The sequence below is a fragment of the Bradyrhizobium guangzhouense genome, from assembly GCF_004114955.1.
Lineage (GTDB): Bacteria > Pseudomonadota > Alphaproteobacteria > Rhizobiales > Xanthobacteraceae > Bradyrhizobium > Bradyrhizobium guangzhouense.
The window spans coordinates 719,744-738,197 of sequence record NZ_CP030054.1; the positions used below are offsets into that span (position 1 = coordinate 719,744).

Annotated in this window: 15 protein-coding genes; 12 read left to right on the forward strand and 3 right to left on the reverse strand. The window is 58.0% G+C overall.

Going from position 1 to position 18,454, the window contains the following annotated elements; genetic code table 11:
- Nucleotides 1-133 precede the first annotated feature (133 nt).
- The 8 genes from XH91_RS37360 to XH91_RS37395 all read left to right on the forward strand — a co-directional run bounded on the left by XH91_RS37360 (nucleotide 134) and on the right by XH91_RS37395 (nucleotide 8,410).
- Nucleotides 134-313, forward strand: coding sequence for a hypothetical protein (locus XH91_RS37360; RefSeq protein WP_128930088.1), 180 nt, complete (start codon nucleotides 134-136; stop codon nucleotides 311-313).
- Between the two features lie 612 nt (nucleotides 314-925).
- The gene (locus tag XH91_RS37365; RefSeq protein WP_128930089.1) at nucleotides 926-2,989 is read left to right on the forward strand and encodes a hydantoinase/oxoprolinase family protein; all 2,064 of its coding nucleotides are present in this window, start codon (nucleotides 926-928) and stop codon (nucleotides 2,987-2,989) included.
- The gene (locus tag XH91_RS37370; protein ID WP_128955152.1) at nucleotides 2,986-4,647 is read left to right on the forward strand and encodes a hydantoinase B/oxoprolinase family protein; all 1,662 of its coding nucleotides are present in this window, start codon (nucleotides 2,986-2,988) and stop codon (nucleotides 4,645-4,647) included. The genes XH91_RS37365 and XH91_RS37370 overlap by 4 nt, the downstream gene beginning before the upstream one ends.
- A gap of 14 nt (nucleotides 4,648-4,661) precedes the next feature.
- On the forward strand, nucleotides 4,662-5,021 hold the full coding sequence (locus tag XH91_RS37375; RefSeq protein WP_128930091.1) for a DUF4286 family protein: 360 nt from the start codon (nucleotides 4,662-4,664) through the stop codon (nucleotides 5,019-5,021).
- Nucleotides 5,022-5,173: 152 nt separating this feature from the next.
- Nucleotides 5,174-6,430 carry an MFS transporter gene (locus XH91_RS37380; RefSeq protein ID WP_245477392.1) on the forward strand — a complete coding sequence of 419 codons (1,257 nt, stop codon included), beginning with the start codon at nucleotides 5,174-5,176 and terminating at the stop codon, nucleotides 6,428-6,430.
- 71 nt (nucleotides 6,431-6,501) lie between these two features.
- Entirely contained in the window at nucleotides 6,502-7,137 is a 636-nt protein-coding gene (locus tag XH91_RS37385; RefSeq protein ID WP_128930093.1) for an RraA family protein, read from the forward strand.
- Between the two features lie 21 nt (nucleotides 7,138-7,158).
- Nucleotides 7,159-7,533 carry a cupin domain-containing protein gene (locus XH91_RS37390; RefSeq protein ID WP_128930094.1) on the forward strand — a complete coding sequence of 125 codons (375 nt, stop codon included), beginning with the start codon at nucleotides 7,159-7,161 and terminating at the stop codon, nucleotides 7,531-7,533.
- A 67-nt stretch (nucleotides 7,534-7,600) separates the two neighbouring features.
- Entirely contained in the window at nucleotides 7,601-8,410 is an 810-nt protein-coding gene (locus tag XH91_RS37395; protein WP_128930095.1) for an alpha/beta fold hydrolase, read from the forward strand.
- Between the two features lie 73 nt (nucleotides 8,411-8,483).
- On the opposite strand, the gene XH91_RS37400 is transcribed toward XH91_RS37395, so the two are convergent.
- On the reverse strand, nucleotides 8,484-9,431 hold the full coding sequence (locus XH91_RS37400; RefSeq protein ID WP_128930096.1) for an AEC family transporter: 948 nt from the start codon (nucleotides 9,429-9,431) through the stop codon (nucleotides 8,484-8,486).
- A gap of 337 nt (nucleotides 9,432-9,768) precedes the next feature.
- Entirely contained in the window at nucleotides 9,769-10,224 is a 456-nt protein-coding gene (locus tag XH91_RS37405) for a MarR family winged helix-turn-helix transcriptional regulator (RefSeq protein ID WP_128930097.1), read from the reverse strand.
- Between the two features lie 125 nt (nucleotides 10,225-10,349).
- Here XH91_RS37405 and XH91_RS37410 point away from each other — a divergent pair, with 125 nt between their 5' ends.
- Nucleotides 10,350-11,558 carry an ABC transporter substrate-binding protein gene (locus XH91_RS37410; RefSeq protein ID WP_128930098.1) on the forward strand — a complete coding sequence of 403 codons (1,209 nt, stop codon included), beginning with the start codon at nucleotides 10,350-10,352 and terminating at the stop codon, nucleotides 11,556-11,558.
- Between the two features lie 14 nt (nucleotides 11,559-11,572).
- Nucleotides 11,573-12,751: a cytochrome P450 gene (locus XH91_RS37415; RefSeq protein ID WP_128930099.1), complete on the forward strand. Its 1,179-nt coding sequence runs from the start codon at nucleotides 11,573-11,575 to the stop codon at nucleotides 12,749-12,751.
- 676 nt (nucleotides 12,752-13,427) lie between these two features.
- Here XH91_RS37415 and XH91_RS37420 read toward each other — a convergent pair.
- Nucleotides 13,428-15,236: a putative bifunctional diguanylate cyclase/phosphodiesterase gene (locus tag XH91_RS37420; RefSeq protein WP_128930100.1), complete on the reverse strand. Its 1,809-nt coding sequence runs from the start codon at nucleotides 15,234-15,236 to the stop codon at nucleotides 13,428-13,430.
- 198 nt (nucleotides 15,237-15,434) lie between these two features.
- On the opposite strand from XH91_RS37420, the gene XH91_RS37425 reads away from it, so the two are divergent.
- Both XH91_RS37425 and XH91_RS37435 read left to right on the forward strand, forming a co-directional pair.
- A complete protein-coding gene (locus XH91_RS37425) occupies nucleotides 15,435-16,877 on the forward strand; it encodes a sigma-54 dependent transcriptional regulator (protein WP_128930101.1) in 1,443 nt (480 codons plus the stop codon).
- Nucleotides 16,878-17,470: 593 nt separating this feature from the next.
- Nucleotides 17,471-18,433: an NADH-quinone oxidoreductase subunit B family protein gene (locus XH91_RS37435; protein WP_128930103.1), complete on the forward strand. Its 963-nt coding sequence runs from the start codon at nucleotides 17,471-17,473 to the stop codon at nucleotides 18,431-18,433.
- Nucleotides 18,434-18,454 lie beyond the last annotated feature (21 nt).

Consider the following 18,454-nt stretch of genomic DNA (forward strand, 5'->3'; position numbering starts at 1 on the left):
GCAGCTATTAGTTGTGAAAGTTCCTATGATAATCTATTTGGGAAGCTCTTTGACTCGTCAGGGGCAGCCATTTGGGACCAGCACCGAGGGTGCCGCCAGTCACGACTAACCAGGCGGGTCGGAATCCAGAAACATGTCTGGAGCCAACAACGAACAGCTTCGTCCGCCGCCGAGCTGGGACAAATTCGAGGAAATCTGCGCGGATCATTTTTCGCGCATCTGCAAGGACAACCAACACGACCGTGCCGGGCAAGGCAACTCGGCGTCGATGACTACGGCAAGGATAGCGGAGCTGATGCGAGATGAAGCGTGAGTTGACCTCCGAGATCGTCACGCGCGTTGTCAAGGAGGTGCGAAGCACTAATGTTGTTGCTGGTCCCAGCCCTGCGCAGGCACCGACCGGTCGGTCTGATCCACTGGACAACGGCTGACGGAAGCGCTCGAGCGCGACTACGCTGCGCGTTGCGAACCCCTTCTCCAGCAATCGGTCTTTCCCGAACTCCACAAACGAGACGAGCTCCCGCCGCTCCTTCCGATTTGCTGGAAACGAAAGGCAGGCCGCGTACGCTTCTCCCGGCACAGACGCTCGCGTCCGTGAATCAGTCGCAGAGATCCAGGCTTCGCCATCGTCTCCGGATCTCTCGCGAAATACGGCCTTGCTGACTTTGTCGCGTGACAGATTGGCCCTCCCAGGCTTGTCACCGTACGCATCAAGACTCTGGAGAAGAGGCTGCTTAGATGGGCACGGAACGGGAGGAACTCTTCTCACACGATGATCAAGAAGGGGGCGTCGGGCACGCCGCCGCCGCAGCAGGCAGCCGCGGGCGGAGGACTAATGCTCCCTTAAAGCTGGATTGCCCAAACGGTAATTCGGCTGTCACCCCATAGTCGCTAATCCTACCAAATCCTGAATTTGGAGGAGCGGATGCGTTTAGGCGCCGATATTGGGGGAACTTTCACAGATATCGTCCTGGTCGACGATGAGACCGGTTTATTTCGGCTCGGTAAGGTCCTGACAACTCCAGATCAGCCTGACAATGGCGTAATCAATGGAATTAAGCAGGTCATCAACGGTGATGCAGGCCAAGTTTCGCATGTTGTGCATGGGACGACGCTTTTCACCAACGCGCTGATCGAGAGAAAGGGGGCGCTGACCGCTCTCGTCACGACCCGCGGATTCCGCGATGCCGTCGAAATTGCGCGCGAGCACCGCTACGACATGTACGACCTTCGGCTGCGTCGTCCCGCCCCGATTGCCCGGCGGCGTCACCGGTTTGAGATTGCCGAGCGAATTCTGTCGGATGGAACAATCCGCCAGGCCCCCAACGAAGACGACGTCGCGCGCATCGCCGAGGAGATGCGCAGAATAGGCATCGAAGCGGTTGCCGTCAGTCTCATCAACGCCTACGTTTGTCCGGATCACGAGCGCATCGTTGGCCGCATCCTACGGGAAAAGCTCCCCGGCGTTGCGATAACTCTCTCCAGCGACATCTCCCCGGAAATCAGGGAATTCGAGCGTTCGACGACGGCGCTCTGCAATGTCTATGTCAAGAGCATCGCCGAGAAATATCTGACGCGGCTCGAAGCGCGTACGCGCGACGAGCTCAGCGATGCAGCCGGTCTTTATGTGATGCAATCGAATGGCGGTCTGCTCACCGCCAGCCAAGCCATCGAAGCGCCGATCCGTCTTGTTGAGTCGGGACCTGCGGCCGGCGCGTTGGCTGCGGCACATTATGCCAAGTCACTCGGACTTTCAGACGTGCTCTCTTTTGACATGGGCGGCACCACCGCCAAGGCCTGCCTCATCGTCGATGGCGAGCCTCTGCTGGCCCCGGAATTCGAGGTCGATCGGCAATATCAGTTCAAGAAAGGCAGCGGTCTCCCAGTCAAGGTGCCCGTCATCGAAATGATCGAGATCGGCACGGGCGGCGGTTCGATCGCGCAGATCGATGCACTCGGCCGCCTCAAGGTCGGGCCGCATAGCGCCGGATCCGTGCCAGGACCTGCCTGCTACGGGGCGGGCGGGGAACGACCAACGGTCACTGATGCCGATCTGCTGCTCGGTTACCTCAATGCAGGCTTCTTCCTCGGCGGAGATATGAAGCTCGACAAGACCGCCGCAGAACGTGCCATTAACGAACAAGTCGGGGCCTCGCTTGATCTCGACACGATAGCCGCAGCCTGGGGAATCCATCAACTGGCAAACGAAGCAATGGCTTCTGCTGCACGCATCCACGCCATCGAGCGGGGGCGCACCATTTCCCAGTTTCCGATGTTTGCGTTTGGTGGCGCGGGGCCGGTTCACGCCTACGGCGTCGCGCGCGTCCTGAAGTTGCCGAAGATCATCTATCCGTTCGGTGCGGGCGTCATGTCGGCCGTCGGCTTCCTCACCGCGCCACTGGCATTTGACTTTGTGCGATCAAGCCCGGCACGGCTGGAACAACTGGATTGGGGCGCAGTCAATCGGTCTCTCAAAGAAATGGAGGAGGAGGGGCGAAGCCGTCTTGCTCATTCAATGGGTGATCGAGAGGTCTCGTTCCGTCGCTGGGCCGATATGCGCTACCGCAAGCAAGGCTTTGACATCCGTGTGCCGATTCCCTCCGGTAAACTTGGGCCAGACAGCATCGCGGAAATCACCGCTTCGTTCGAGCGGGTCTACACCGAACTCTACGGACATACCGTACCCAACACGCCAATCGACGTGATGTCATGGCGAGTGGTCGCATCGGGGCCCAAGCCTGACTTCAAGCTACCGGTCAATACGTCGAAGTCCGACGGTCCACTCAAGGGCTCCAGAAAGATCTACGTCCCTGACGCAGGACTCATCGACGTGCCGGTCTACGACCGTTATCGCCTTGGAGCCGGTGATCGCCTGCAGGGGCCAGCCATCATCGAAGAACGTGAATCGACCGTTGTTATCAACGGACCCGGCGAAATTAGCGTCGATCAGAACCGTAATCTCATTGTCGATCTCGAGGTGGCCCGATGAGCGCCAAGGAACTGGACCCCATTACGCTCGATATCATGTGGGGGCGGCTCATTGCCGCCGTGAACGAGCAGGCCGCGGCCCTGATGCGTTCGTCCTTTACGTCCATCGTCCGGGACGCCGAAGACCTTTCTGCGTGCGTGTTCGATCGCCGCGGCCGGATGGTGGCCCAATCGGTCACGGGCTCGCCGGGGCACATCAATTCCATGGCGACAGGAATGGAACACATCTTGAAGACGTTTCCGCTGGATACGCTCCAGCCCGGGGACGTCATCATCACGAATGATCCTTGGATTACGGTCTCTCAGCTTCACGACATCACGATTGCAACGCCCGTATTCCACAATGGGCGAGTCGTTGCGCTTTTTGCAAACTGCTGTCACGCGCTCGATATCGGCGGCAGGGGGCTGTCGTGTGATGCCCGCTCCGTCTATGAGGAGGGTCTCTTCATCCCGATCATGAAGTTGCATTCGAAAGGAGAACCCGTCGAAGCCGTTTATCGGCTGATCGCGGCCAACGTGCGGACCCCCGATGAAGTGATTGGCGATATTCATGCACAGATCACCGCGAACGAAGTCGGAGCAAAGCAGCTCAAGTCTTTCCTCGAAGAGTTCGATCTTGCGGATATCGAAGGGGTGGCAGACGCCATCGTCGCGCGCACCGAAAGGGCGATGAGAGCCGCCATTACGGCTCTGCCCAACGGATCGCATCCGTTCAAGATCACCATTGACGGGTTCGACAAGCCGATCGAGATTCAGGCCAAGGTCACTATCAAGGACGATGAGGTCATCGTCGACTATGAAGGGTCTTCCTCAACGGTTGATCTCGGTATCAACGTCGGTTTCAATTATACCGTTGCTTACACCACCTATGGCGTGAAGTGCGCAATTGCGCCAGACGTGCCCAATAACGCCGGTTCGTTCACGCCGATACGCACGATCGCCGCCGTCGGGTCAATCCTCAACGCTCAGCATCCTGCTGCCGTCGCTGGCCGTCATACGGTCGGTCACTTCCTCCCTTCAGCCATCATGGGCGCGTTGTCAGGTATCCTGCCGGATAAGGTGATGGCACCCGGCGCCGACAGTCTCTGGAATACGCATATCAGCGGCTTCGATAAGCGCGACAATCAGTTCTTCTCGTACACTTGGTTCTCTACCGGCGGAACTGGCGCCCTCAAGGGACTCGATGGCCTCTCGGCCACCTCCTATCCAAGCGGTGTCGCCGGTGTGCCCGTGGAAATCATCGAAGCTTTGACGCCTCTGGTCGTACGGCAAAGAGCGCTTCGACCTGACTCCGGCGGAGCCGGCGAACATCGTGGTGGCTTGGGCCAGACAATGGAAGTCGAGGTTCTGACCGAGAAGCCCTATCTCTTCTCAGGCATGTACGATCGATGTCACTATCCAGCACCAGGTTTGTACGATGGCAAATCCGGCGCGACCGGTTCGATCGCCAGTTCGAATGGCGAGGAGGTCCGCCCCAAGCTGAGCCGCATGTTGCCGCCAGATACGGTTTTAACGCTCTCGCTACCCGGCGGCGGCGGATTCGGTGACGTTAAACGTCGGGACCGGGAGGCGATCCTCAACGACGTGCTGGACGGTTACGTAACGCCGGAGGCGGCGAAACGTGACTACGGCTTTGAATACACTCCTCCTCACAAGTAGCAACGGAGCGCTTGATGCCGATCCAATCCCGCTTTGTCCTGATTGCTTCAATGGACGTCGATCCTGCGCACGAAGATCTCTTCAACGAGGTGTACGATGGGGAACATGTCCCGCATCTCCTGAAAGTGCCAGGGGTTCACAGCGTTACGCGCGTCAAAGGAGTTCCCTTCGCGTTCGCCATTGCCAACGGCATCAAGGATATGCCGGCGCCCAAGCCGATCTATACGGCCATTTATGAGATTGACCATCCGGACGTCTTGAAGAGCGCCGAATGGGCAAAGGCAGTCGAGGCGGGCAGATGGGCAAGCGAAGTGAGGCCGCATACCCGCAATAGGCACCACGCTGTCTATCAGAGGCAATCCACTAGCCCATAGAGCACAATCACCAATCAAACGTCGTGACGCTTGCCGGGGCGCCAACGACGGGCAGATCAAATGATAACGCGCAGGAGATAGGGATGACGACAAGCGCAGAGACGACATTGACGCCGCAGCTCGACACTGTCGGCCCAAGCACGGCAGGAAAGATGACGCGGCTTGCACTCGCCAGCATGGTGGGTACCTCGCTGGAATGGTACGAGTTCGTAATCTACAATTCCATGGCAGCTCTGATCTTCAATAAGCTCTTTTTCCCGTCATTTGATCCGATTGTCGGTACAATTCTTGCGTTTTCGACTTATGCCGTAGGTTACATCTCGCGTCCCATCGGCGGAATTATCTTCGGTCGCCTCGGAGATAAGGTCGGGCGTCGTGCCGTCCTCGTCTATACGCTCGCTTTGATGGGCATTTCTACCCTGGCGATGGGCTTGCTGCCTACGTACGGGAGCATCGGAATCGCCGCGCCCCTGCTGCTCGTTAGTCTCAGGACCATTCAGGGCATCGCGCTCGGTGGCGAGTGGGCTGGCGCCATCCTTCTTTCCGTGGAGCATGGCAAGCCACAAAATCGCGGGCTCAATGCGTCGTGGACGCAAGTCGGCCCCTCTGCCGGTACTCTTCTCGCCGCAGGGGCCATCGCCGTCACGACGACGCTGCTGAATGAGGCCGATTTCCTGTCCTGGGGCTGGCGCCTTCCGTTTCTGGCCAGCACCGTGCTGGTGTTCTTCGGATTCTGGATCCGCTGGAGCGTTGAGGAAACACCCCACTTCCATCAGCTGCAGGCCGGCCATGCGACGACCAAGGCGCCGGTTGCCGAGGTCCTGAGGGACCATTGGCGCAACCTGTTAGTGGCCGGTAGCGTTCGAATCGGTTCGGACGTGGTGTATGGACTGCTTGCCGTATTCACCTTGACGTATGTCACTCAGAAGCTGGGTTTGAGCCGCACATTGGCCCTGACCGCTGTTCTGATCGGCGCCGGCGTGCATGCCATATCCGTTCCCCTGCTTGCGGCGCTCTCTGACCGGATTGGTCGACGCACTGTCTATGGGCTCGGTGCTCTGGCATCTATCATCGGCAGCTTCCTCCTGTTCGGCTTGTTCGATACAAAATCACCAGCCATCATCATTGCCGCAGTTTCAGTCGGCATGGTGTTTCAAGCCGCGATGTTTGGTCCGCAAGGTGCTTTCGTCACTGAGCAGTTTCCAACACGTGTGCGATACACGGGGTCCTCGCTCGCCTACACCTTCGCAGGTGTCCTCGGTGGCGGTTTTGCCCCGCTGATCTTCGCCACCTTGTTGAGAGAGTATCCCGACACGTATGCGATTCCAGCCTACGTGACCGGAGCCCTCGTCATCACGCTCATTGCTTTGTTGGCAGCAACGGAAAAAGCCGGCCGCGAGATCGATTAGCCACCTTGTGCGATTTGGCGCCGCACATTTGCGATGCGGCGCCAGATCGCCGGATTGACCGGATGTGAACCATGAACGTCAAAACCGCGCTTGCCAGCGTGCCAAAGCCGCCTTCCGCTCTCATTGAAGCCTTCAAAGATGCCCCCACTTCGGTCATCTCGGACAATCTCGACCGATTGGCGGGTGCTGTTGGCTTGAGGCCATTCCATCGTTCCGGACGGTTGGTCGGAACGGCTTTCACCGTGCGGACGCGTCCTGGAGACAACCTCGCAATTCACAAGGCGCTTGAACTGGTCGGCCCCGGGGATGTCATCGTCGTGGACGGAGGCGGCGACGAGACGCGGGCACTGGTGGGTGAGATCATGAAGAATATCGCAGAAGAGAGGGGAGCTGCCGGCTATGTAATCGACGGCGCCATCCGAGACGTCGCGGCCTTCAGCGGTTCGGATTTCCCCTGCTTTGCCCGCGCAGTGACCCACCGCGGCCCCTATAAAAGTGGCCCAGGCTGCATCAACGTGCCAGTGTCGATCGGTGGGTCACCGATCGCCCCTGGCGACATCGTCGTTGGCGATGAGGATGGCGTTGTATCCTTTCCGGCCGCGATGGCAGATTCCCTGATTGAGGCTGTTCGTGCCCAGATCGCGCGCGAAGAGGAGACCATGAAGGCTATTCGCGAGGGGCGTTACGAGGGCTCTTACGGACGGTAGTAACCAGAACCAGAGGACGACATGACTGACCAGAAAAAGGAATTTCACAATCTTGATACACCGGATGACGGCTTGCTTCGCGAGCTGGCGCCCGGACTCACCACGCGCATCTTTTCGGGCGAACACGCGATGCTCTCGGTGGTGAGCTTCGCACCGCACGCCGAAGGCGTGCTCCATCATCATCCTGAGGAACAATGGGGCGTGCTGCTGGACGGCACTGCCATTAGGATTCAGGGAGGGGAGGAGATCCCTGTGCGCAAGGGCGACTTCTGGCGTACGCCCGGCAACGTCCCTCACACCATGCGAGCTGGTCCCGAGGGCGCCCGTGTGCTCGACATCTTCAGCCCACCCCGGCCCGAATATAAGAAGCCGGGATCCGGGTTCGGACAGACTTAGCCAGTGGCCTGGCTCTTGCTGCAAAGCGAGAGCCAGCTTTGCCCGTTAACGCTTCAAAGGGAAAGCCGTGCCGGAAAACCGTGAACTGGCCTTGGTTCGGTTGCCGTCACAAGTTGATGGCGTCGAATTGAACCTGTCAGCGATTCATCGCGCCGGAAAAGCGGCGCCAATCGTCTTCCTGCACGGCTTCGGATCTACCAAAGAAGACTACGCTGACATCGTGCGCCACGAAGCTCTCGCGGCGCATCCGTTTCTCGCCTATGACGCACCGGGTTGCGGAGAGACGTATTGCGCGGATCTATCAGACATTTCAATTCCGTTCTTGTTAAAGACTGCGCAGCGCGTAATCGAGCATTTTAAGCTCGACCGATTTCATCTCGTTGGCCACTCCATGGGTGGTCTGACGGCACTTCTGCTCGCGCACAAGTATCCCCAACACGTACTCAGCTTCGTCAATATCGAGGGAAACATTGCGCCCGAGGACTGCTTCCTCAGCAGGCAGATCTTGCAATTTCCGGAGCAGAACGTGGAGCGGTTCTTCGCCGATTTTATCGACCGAACCCGGCATATGCCAGCCTATGCCAGCGCGCTCTACGCTTCCAGTCTTCATCACAAAGTGAGGGCGGCTGCGGTACCTGGAATATTCCGCTCGATGGTCGATCTGTCGGACAGTGGAAAGTTGATGCAAAAGTTTATCGGCCTTCGCTGCCCGAAGATGTTCATGTACGGCGAACAGAATGCGACGTTATCCTATCTCGGCCTGCTTCGCACAAATGGCGTACGCCTTACCGAGATTCCGGCGTGCGGCCATTTCCCGATGTATTCCAATCCGATCGCCATGTGGACGCAAATTGCAGCGTTCCTGGCTGACGTTTAGAGGTCCCGGCGATCGCTAAAGCGCTCACCGAGGCTGTGCGCAATGAGGCCTTCGGCGGCTGAACGCGGGGTTGCTATTCGAGTGGATTCATCAGCAAGATCGTAATGAGCAAAGGAAGCGTCACTGCCGACAAAAGCGTGCCTAAAGCAACCGCAGCAGACGTTGAGTTCGCCAGCAATTTGTACTGCGTGGCGAACAGGTACGCATTGGCCCCTGCCGGCATGGCCGCAAATAGAACGATGACGTCGCCAACCAAGGGCGGCAGATGTAGAACGGGAAAGGCCAGCGTCCAGGCAACAAGGGGCATGATGATGAGCTTCAGAAAGCACATGACCGCGAGGCTCAGTGCTTCTCCGCGGAGTTCGAATCGCATAAGGCCGACCCCCAGCGCGATCAGAGCTGCCGGAGACCCGGCTTGAGCGAGTTGCTCGCAAGTCCGATCTACCAGCGAATTCAGTCCTGCCCCGGTCATTCGCCAAAAGAAGCCAGCTGCAATCGCGATTATGATCGGATTGCGCAAAAGATCTAACAGGAGGCGAAGCACAAGTGCCCAAATCGAGGCGCCATCTTTCCGCTCGATCCAGGCGATCTGAAGTGTTCCGCTGAGCCATAACAACGGTGTGTTAATGGCAAGGATCAGCGCCATTGGCCCCGCCGCCTTCGGACCGAACGCCGTGAGCGCGAGCGGAATACCGAGCATCGCTATGTTGCCGTACACAGCGCTCGTGGCTGCGACAACGCCGGCCGCGGGCGTCACGCGAAGCAGGCGTGCCGACAGAGCTAGAGCGGCGATCCAGGTGAGGGCGACAGCGCCATAGTAGGCGCCCCATGCCAGCAAAGGATTCATAGCAGGAAATTGCGAGATGACGATGGTCCGGAAGAGAAGCGCTGGTATTGCAATCGAGAATGCGAACTCGGAAATGCCCTTCTGCGCACCTTCTGAAACCAGTCCGCTAACAGCTGCGGCGTAGCCCACAGCAATGAGCCCAAAGGTCGGAGCAACGATCGCAAGTACATTCATATCGGGGTTGACGAGCAGACTGATTGTGATGCCGACGATTAGTCCAGACCGGCGCCGCGGTCCACCCGAAATTCAATAGGCAGTCTGTTTGAATTTCGATGAAGCGCAGCGAGCGAAAAAGCGGTGAGGTGCACCTCGCTCTCGACCGCCTGGCACGCGGCTTCGTTCCAGCAGCAGACTAACTTCGATGTCGAGGCGCATGCGCATCAGCTCGCGCTAAGGCCAGTCGTGGCATCCTGGTGAACTTGGCGCGAGGATGCGCGCGCATCAGCCGCCTGATTGCGAATGGCCAATGTCTTCTCCTTGTAAACGATACGGTCAAGATTTGATTAAGAGTCTAAAAGGGGCAGATCCGATTTAGCAGGCCGATCAAAGTGGATCGCTCCGTTTCATTAAGGGGAGCAAGCATTCGGCGGTTATAGGGCGCCGTGAGCCGGACGGCGTCCCTCATCAATTTCTCGCCTTTCGACGTCAATGTGATCTCAATCGCACGCCGGTCGATTTTGGACCGGCTTCGCTTCACCAGACCCGCGTCCTCGAGCTGGTGCAGAATTTTTGTCAAATTCGGGAGTTGAAGCCGCAACAGTGCTGCGATGCTACTCGGAACGACCCCCGGGTTGTCCCGCACCAGCATGAGGATTGCGTAGGTCGCAGGCGTCAGTCCGAGCTCGGCGAAGGTCTCATAGAAGCCGTCGAAGAACTTCAACTGGATCAATCGGATCACGAAGCCCGGGACGTTGCGAAGTGCGGCCAAATCGAGCTGCTTCTCTGCCGCCGTTGTTGCTATTGTCATTAGCTCCCCTGGGTCATCCACGTTCGCATCTATCATGACGCATGCCGAATTGACATCGCCCAATATACTTATAAAATATAAGTATTATGCGGCTGAGACCGCAACGGTAGCCGGGAGGAGTATCCATGAGGGTGACAAGCCTATTGGCGACGTGCGTCTCCTTGCTTGCGCTGATTTGCGGATCGGCCGATGCGCAGGAAACGGTGAAGCTCGGCGTTCTCAATGACCAGTCCGGAGCATTTGCAAGCTATCAGGGCATTGGGTCCGTCATCGCGGCTCAATTGGCTGTCGAGGATTATGGCGGAAAGGCTGGCGGCAGGCAGGTCGAAGTCGTCAGTGCGGATCACCAGAACAAGTCGGACACCGGCGTCAACATCGCGCGTCGCTGGTATGAGAATGAGGGCGTCGATGCAATCTTCGACGTCCCCAACTCGGCGATTGCGCTGGCAGTCGCGGGGATGAGCGCCGAAAAGAACAAGGTGTTCGTCGGCTCTGGCGCCGGTACGGCATTGTTGACTGGAGAAAAGTGTACGCCGAATACGGTGCACTGGACTTACGACACCTATGCTTATGGCCGCGGGCTCGGCAAGACCATCGTCGAGCAGGGCGGCAAAAAGTGGTTCTTCATCACGGCCGATTATGCCTTCGGCCACGATCTGGAGAAGCAGGCGTCCGAATCGGTCAAGGCATCCGGGGGACAGGTCCTCGGAGCCGTCCGTCATCCCCTCGGGACGGCCGACTTCGCCTCGTTCCTGCTGCAGGCGCAGGCTTCCGGCGCCGACATCATCGGTATCGCCAACGCCGGCGACGATACGATCACTTCGATGAAGCAGGCCGCCGAGTTCGGCCTGACCAAAGATCACAAACTGGTCGGTCTGATTCTGGGCATGAACGGCATTCCGTCTCTCGGGCTGCAATTCGCCCAAGGCGCCCAAATCATGAATCCGTTCTACTGGGACCTCAACGAGGCCACCCGGTCCTTCGCCAAGCGCTTCTCGGAGCGCATCCCATCCAAGGCCTATCCCAACGACATGCAAGCCGGCGTCTACGCTGGCGTCATTCACTACCTGAAGGCCGTCGACAAGGTCGGTGGCGCGAAAGACGGTAGGGCGGTCGTTGCCGCCATGAAGGAGCTTCCGACCGACGATTCCTTGTTCGGCAAAGGTTTCATCCGCAAGGACGGACGTAAGATCCATCCGCTCTATCTCCTCCAGGTCAAATCGCCCGACCAGTCGAAATCCAAGTGGGACCTCCTGAAGGTTGTCGGGATCATCAAGGGCGAAGATGCCTTCAGACCCGAGAACGAGGGCAATTGTCCTCTCAGCAAACAATAAGTCGAGGGGCCGCCATGAGCCAGTTTGCTTCTACTCGGATCGATCCGTTCGCTGATGAGGTGCTGAGGGATCCGTATCCGGCGTACCAGACCTTTCGCGAACTGGGACCGGTGTTCAGGATCGAGCCGTACGACATCTGGGCCATGGCGCGGTATGAGCAGGTTGATTCCACGCTCAAGGATTGGCAGACCTTCATCAGCGGAGAGGGCGTCGGCCTAAAGGGTATGAACCCAGCGCTGCCCCGGCCGATGACGCTACAGATCGACCCGCCCGATCACGAGAAGGGACGCCGAATCCTCGCCCGGACCATGTCACCGGGCGTAGCGAAGAACCTGCGCGACACCTTTCAGAAGGAGGCCGAGAGGAAAATCGGCGAGCTCGTCGAGCGGGGGACCTTCGACGCGATGACAGATCTGGCCATAGCTTATCCCCTAAAGGTGTTCCCCGACGCCATTGGCGTCTCAGAGGAGGGACGCGAGAACCTGCTTGCCTGGAGCACGTTCGTCTTCAACAGCTTCGGACCGGATAATCACATTCTCGCCAGATCTCGTGATCCAGGGCTGACCGCGCAGAAATGGATCATGGACCGTTGCGCACGCAGCGCGCTCAGACCCGATGGCATTGGAACGATGATCTACGAAGCTGCTGATGCAGGTGAGATTACTGAACACGAGGCCACGCATTTGGTCCGGCCATTCCTAACTGCGGGTGTCGACACGACGATCAATGGACTGGGGAATACCTTGCTTGCACTCGCAAGCCATCCAATGCAATTCGCCAAACTACACGAGCGCCCGGCACTCGCCCGCAATGCGTTTGAGGAAGGGCTACGCTATGATTCACCTGTGCAGACCTTCTTCCGCACCACCTCGCGTGAAGTGGAAATGGCGGGCGATATCATACCAGCGAGGACCAAAGTGCTGGTCTTCATGGCATCCGCCAACCGTGATCCGGCTCGTTGGCAAGAGCCCGAGCGCTTCGATGTGGAGCGACCTGTAACAGGACATGTGGGCTTCGGCTCCGGCATTCATGCTTGTGTGGGCCAGATGATCGCACGCTTGGAGGGTGAGTTGGTTCTAACGGAACTTGCGAAGCGGGTAAAATCAATTGAACTCATTGCCGAACCCGAGCGCATGCTAAATAACACCCTTCGGGGGCTCAAAAGTATGCCAGTCCGCGTGACTGCTGCCTGAGCGACCAATGGTGGCACTGTCCGATCTTGAGACCACCATCATCGACAGAGCAATTCCCATGCTACCAACTAGGGTCGGCCGCGAGGCGGGCAAGCCGCAGTTGGTTTGCTGCCCTGTTCAACAGCGTAGCCTCTCAGGCCTTGAAACGTCGCAAGACTACCGTTTTCAGGAGGCGCCAAGTCAAGGACAGACAATCGGCAGAATTTCAGCGTTGGTGCCAAACGACAATGAGCGAGACGATCACGCACTTGTCCCGAATTGGGCTCGCGATGCATGCGGCCTGAGCAATACAAAGGCGCAGTGTCAGGTCAAAAAAGACGAGAGGGAGCTCCGCCAAAAGACCGGTTGTCTGCCCCCTCCCTGACTTGGCCGCCACAAGAGTGTAGGGAGGTCCTTTCAGGCATTCGGGCTTTCTAGAATAGCGTGAAAAGCTTCAAAGCCATGATCGGAGTAGGCAAGGCGTTTTGTTGCCTGAGGGCTGTTTTGTTCTCCTGATCTCCTCGTTGAGTCTCTCCTGCCAGCATGTAGACTAGCTTTGCCCCCAATGGCTACATCAGTAGCGGCCCGCCGCGGTGTTGGCGCGAACGGCTCGAAGTGTTAAGGTGCATCAAGACCTCAGCGGGTGGCTTCCGCTTTAAAATAGCCGAGGGGTTCTCGAACCTTGGGCAGCTCCAGATTAGGCAACAGCTTTCAGCTCCTCAATGACGCGGATCAGCTGCGCCGCAGGCTGGGGGTAAGCGATGAAGTAGCCTTGGGCTTGCGTGCAGCGTTGGTCACCAAGAATCCTAAGCTGCTCAGCTGTCTCAACCCCCTCAGCGACAATGGTCATGTCCAAGGCTTGCCCCAACTCGGAAATTGCCCTGACAATCGCCGCCGCGCTCGTCTCGCGGCTGAGATCCTGCACAAAGGATCGGTCGATCTTGATCTTGTCCAATGGGAAGCTCCGCAGATAGCTCAATGCGGAGTAGCCTGTGCCGAAGTCATCTATGGCGATGTGAACTCCTAGCACCCGCAACCTATTGAGAATGTCGCGCGTGATCTCTTCGTCGTGCAGCAGAATGCTCTCGGTAATCTCCAGTTCGAGACGAGACCCATGCAAGCCCGCAGCAGCCAGGGCGCGGGTCACGGACAGTTCCAAGGCTCCGCGCCTGAATTGAACAGACGACAGATTGACCGCAACTCTTACGTCTTGCGGCCATGATGCGGCATCGCGGCAGGCCTGCTGAAGCACCCAATCACCAATCGGAACGATGAGCCCTGTCTCTTCGGCGAGGGGAATAAAGGTCGTAGGGGGTATCGTCCCTTTTTGCGGATGATGCCAGCGTAAGAGCGCTTCGAACGTGACAATCTGCTTGGATTCGATATTCACGATGGGCTGATAAAACAGTTCGAACTCAGATCGTTGCAAAGCCTGGCGAAGGTCTACCTCGAGCTGCAGGCGCTCTTGCAAACGGACGTTCATTTCGTTCTGGAATATTCGATAGGTGCCGCGTCCATCGGACTTTGCCTGATAGAGCGCCACATCGGCATTCTTAATCACTTCGTCTGTTCCGTTTTCGGAGCATGCCGTGATATTTATGCCAATGCTCGTGCCAATCATCACCCGGTGTTCATCGAGGAAGTAGGGTTCGCCAATGGATGCGAGGATTCTCTCAGCGAGGCTGCTGGCGTCCTCAGGATCGGCGGCATCAACCCGCAGAATCGCGAACTCGTCCCCGCCAAGCCGAGCGACGAGGTCTGTCGTCTTGGCGCAAGATTTCAATCGCTGCGCCACCTCAAGCAGCAGGGCATCGCCAACGCCATGTCCAAGCGTATCATTGACGCTTTTGAAGCCATCAAGGTCCAGACACAAAATCGCAATGCGCTTGTGCCGCCCTCGTGTTCCAACCGCGCGCTCCACAAGCTCGTGAAAGCTGCGCCGGTTGGCCAGTCTTGTGAGGGGATCGTGGGCCGCCAGAAATGCAATTTGCGCCTCGTGCAGCTTGCGCTCGGTCACATTCCGGCAGGTGCCTCGATAACCCTGGAATTTACCCCTCGCAAATGTCGGATTGCCGTTGATCTCCAGCCAAAGCTCGTCCCCCGCACGTCCGTCCAAGCAGATTTCGAACCCCCGAAATGGCTTTCGATTGGAAAGAGCCTGCAGATATTCGATCCAGGATTTGCTCGCGAGCGGATTGATCCCCAAGGCCTCCGCCAACTTGATTCCAATTTGGCCGGCCGGCAGCCCGAGGTCTTCCTTGCCGCTTGTAATCGTCAGCTGGTCATCGGTTTCCCAGACGACCTCCGAAGAGGTATCAAGGAAATCGCTCAGGCGTTTGAGCTCGCGCCTCAAACGGTCATTGTCCAATCTAAGCTGCTCGAGCGGGCCGGCTTCGCCAGAGCGACATGATTCTAGCGGGCTAGGCTTTGCTGCAGTCAACCAACAGCGGACATCGTTCATGCAGCTTGCAAGCGCCGCCGCGATAAAGTTGACCGGAAATGCCATTTGCACTGCCCCCAAACAGCGAGGCCGCGATAGTAAGTGGGGGAAGCTGCGAAAAGGTTGCCGGCCTTTGGGGAATTGCGGCGGGGTTAATTGCGGGTTCACGGACCTGCCGAACCACTATGGACAGCGCAAGCCTCGCGAAGTTGATTTATCTTGCAGATATTGCTAACCTGCTTTGCATTTTGGAAAGAATGTTGCATGCGCGACCTGCAAACAGTGCTGATCATCGCGCGGAGCGGCCCTGAATGGGCTGCCATCGCAGACACCTTGTCAGACCAATACGACTACCGCGTTCTTTCCGCCGATTCGGTCGAAAATGCGAGGGCATCCCTGGCCGACGCCCAAGTAGACATTGCTCTCGTCGAGTATGGCGAAGGCAAAGGTCTGAAGTTCCTCGTTGATCTACGAGTATCTCATCCTGACGTGATCCGCATCCTGGCGCTCGAGGCCAAGACCGAGATCGGCCAACGGGAAATGGCGCCCGCCGGCATCTATCAGCTCATCCGTAAGCCGCTGGACGCCAACCAGATTGGACTTATGGTGGAGCGTGGCCTTGAGGCCCGTGAACTTGCCCGTCGACATCGCCTTCTTACACGAGAGTTCAAATTTCCAGCGAATGCCACAGGCATTCACGCAAGGCCCATTCTGCCGATGCAGCCGGAGAGCCGCCGTTTCGAAAAGCTCGTCTACGTCAGTGAAAAACTACACAACCTCAGCGAGCTCGCGCGAAAAGCAGCCAAAACGGAGCTGCCTATCTTGATTCAGGGGGCAACGGGGACGGGCAAAGAGCTTCTCGCTCGCGCCATTCATTACAACTCTGGCCGCCGCGACAGCCCGTTGCTGGTCCAAAACTGCGGGGGGATGTCCGATGAGCTCTTACAATCCGAGCTCTTTGGGCACAAGCGCGGCGCTTTTACGGGCGCTGTCTCAGACCGGCTGGGCCTTTTTCGCGCCGCGGACCGGGGAACGGTATTCCTCGATGAAATATCCGAGGTGTCTTCATCTTTTCAGGTGAGCCTGCTTCGTTTCCTGCAGGAGGGAGAGGTCAAGCCGCTCGGCTCCGACAAGATCGTCACCAGCAATGTCCGCATTATCGCTGCCTCCAACCGTCCTCTCCGCGCGTTGGTCGCCGCGGGCAAATTCCGACAGGATCTCTATTTCCGCCTGCGGGGATTCGAGCTGGAAGTTCCCTCGCTGAGTGATCGCCGAGAGGATATCCCGGTGCTAGCGGAGTTCTTTGCCGCCAAGCACAGCGAGGCGATGGGGCGCAAGATCCTTGGAATTTCTGCAGCCGTTCTCGAAAAGCTCTCCGCTTACGACTTTCCGGGAAACGTTCGAGAACTTGAGAACGAAATCCGCCGCATGGTGTCACTGACGGAGGAGGGGGAGTACGTCACCACCACGCACATGTCGCCCGCTATATTGGCGGCCCCGCCGCGCTCCCGCTTCAAGTCAGCCGGCGGGTACGAGCTGCGGGGCACCACCTTGAAAGAAAAGGTCGAATGCCTCGAAAAGCAAGTTGTCGCCGAAGTGCTGTCGCGGCATCGGTGGAATCAAAGCAAGGCTGCGAACGAACTTGGACTCTCGCGCGTTGGACTTTCCAACAAGATCAAGCGCTATAGCCTCGATGAGGCAGAGTGAGACAGCCGATGGTACGCAACGAAGATCAGTTTAAGAGGGATCCCTCACCCAACCTGGTGCGCTTCCCCCAGTCGCGAGTTTCGCCTGCTCGCAGGACGCCAGCAAAGGATCTCGGGCTGAGCCTGCTTTCCAGAAGGCTCGGTCTGCCGGAGCGCCAATTGACTGGACATTGGTGCAGCCGCTGCGAGGGCATCTGGTACGGTTATCTGCTCGAGGTCGATTGTCCTGCATGTGGCAATCGTCACGGCTGAGTACCGCTGCTCGTCTTCAAAAAATCAGCACCGAACGAGCGATACTTCAGCCTGCCTCAGGGAAGGAGCTTTGGGCACCGTCACCCCGTAACAAGGACTAATGCCAACCCTTGCAATATTTGATGCGCTGCAACGATCATTGCTTACATTGACAAGCTGGTATGCATAGCAAACTTAGTATGCGCGGCGTCACACACCGTAGATCGCCCTGCGAAGTCAGCTGACGCTTAGAATCCTTGAGCTTTTTGAAAATTGCAAGGTACGAGCCGCTCGGCATGGTCCTTGCTACCTCCTTCCGACAAAGATGCCATGCCAGCGCGTCTGATTTGGTGGAGGAAATAGATGACTAATCTTCTTTGGCTCCAGGGGGGAGCGTGCTCCGGCAACACGATGTCGTTTCTCAATGCCGAGGAGCCAAGCGCCTGTGATCTCGTCACAGATTTCGGCATCAACGTCCTATGGCACCCATCGCTCGGCCTTGAGCTCGGCGAGAATCTGAAGAAGCTTCTCAACGCGCTGACATCAGGACAGATGCCGCTCGATATTTTCGTGTTCGAGGGCACGGTGGTCAACGCGCCGAATGGCACTGGCGAATGGAATCGCTTTGCGGGCCGCCCGATGAAAGATTGGGTCACCGATCTTGCCAAGGTCGCCGGCTATACTGTCGCGATTGGCGACTGTGCAACATATGGCGGTATTCCCGCGACTGCTCCCAATCCGTCAGAAAGCCAAGGACTACAATTTCTCAAACGTCAGCAAGGTGGCTATCTCGGCACAAGCTACCGATCAAAGGCAGGCTTGCCCGTCATCAACATACCGGGATGCCCAGCCCATCCGGATTGGATCACGCAAATTGTCGTCGCGGTGGCGACCGGCAGAGGTGCTGAACTCTCGCTCGACGAGTTTCAACGCCCAAAGACGTTTTTCACGAGCTTCACCCAGACCGGCTGTACGCGGAACATGCATTTTGCCTATAAGGTCTCAGCCACGGAATATGGCCAGCGAAAGGGGTGCCTGTTCTACGATCTCGGCTGCCGTGGACCGATGACGCATTCACCCTGCAACCGCATTCTCTGGAATCGGCAATCGTCGAAGACCCGAGCAGGCATGCCGTGCATGGGCTGTACCGAGCCGGAATTTCCGTTCTTTGAGCTGGCCCCCGGGACGGTATTCAAGACCCAGACTCTGATGGGCGTGCCCAAGGATCTGCCGTCCGGCGTTGACAAAGCCGGTTACGTCAAGCTGACCGCGGCCGCGAAAGCCGCCTCACCAGCATGGGCCGAGGAAGACATCTTCGTCGTCTGACGAGTGTCCTGCTCACAGACC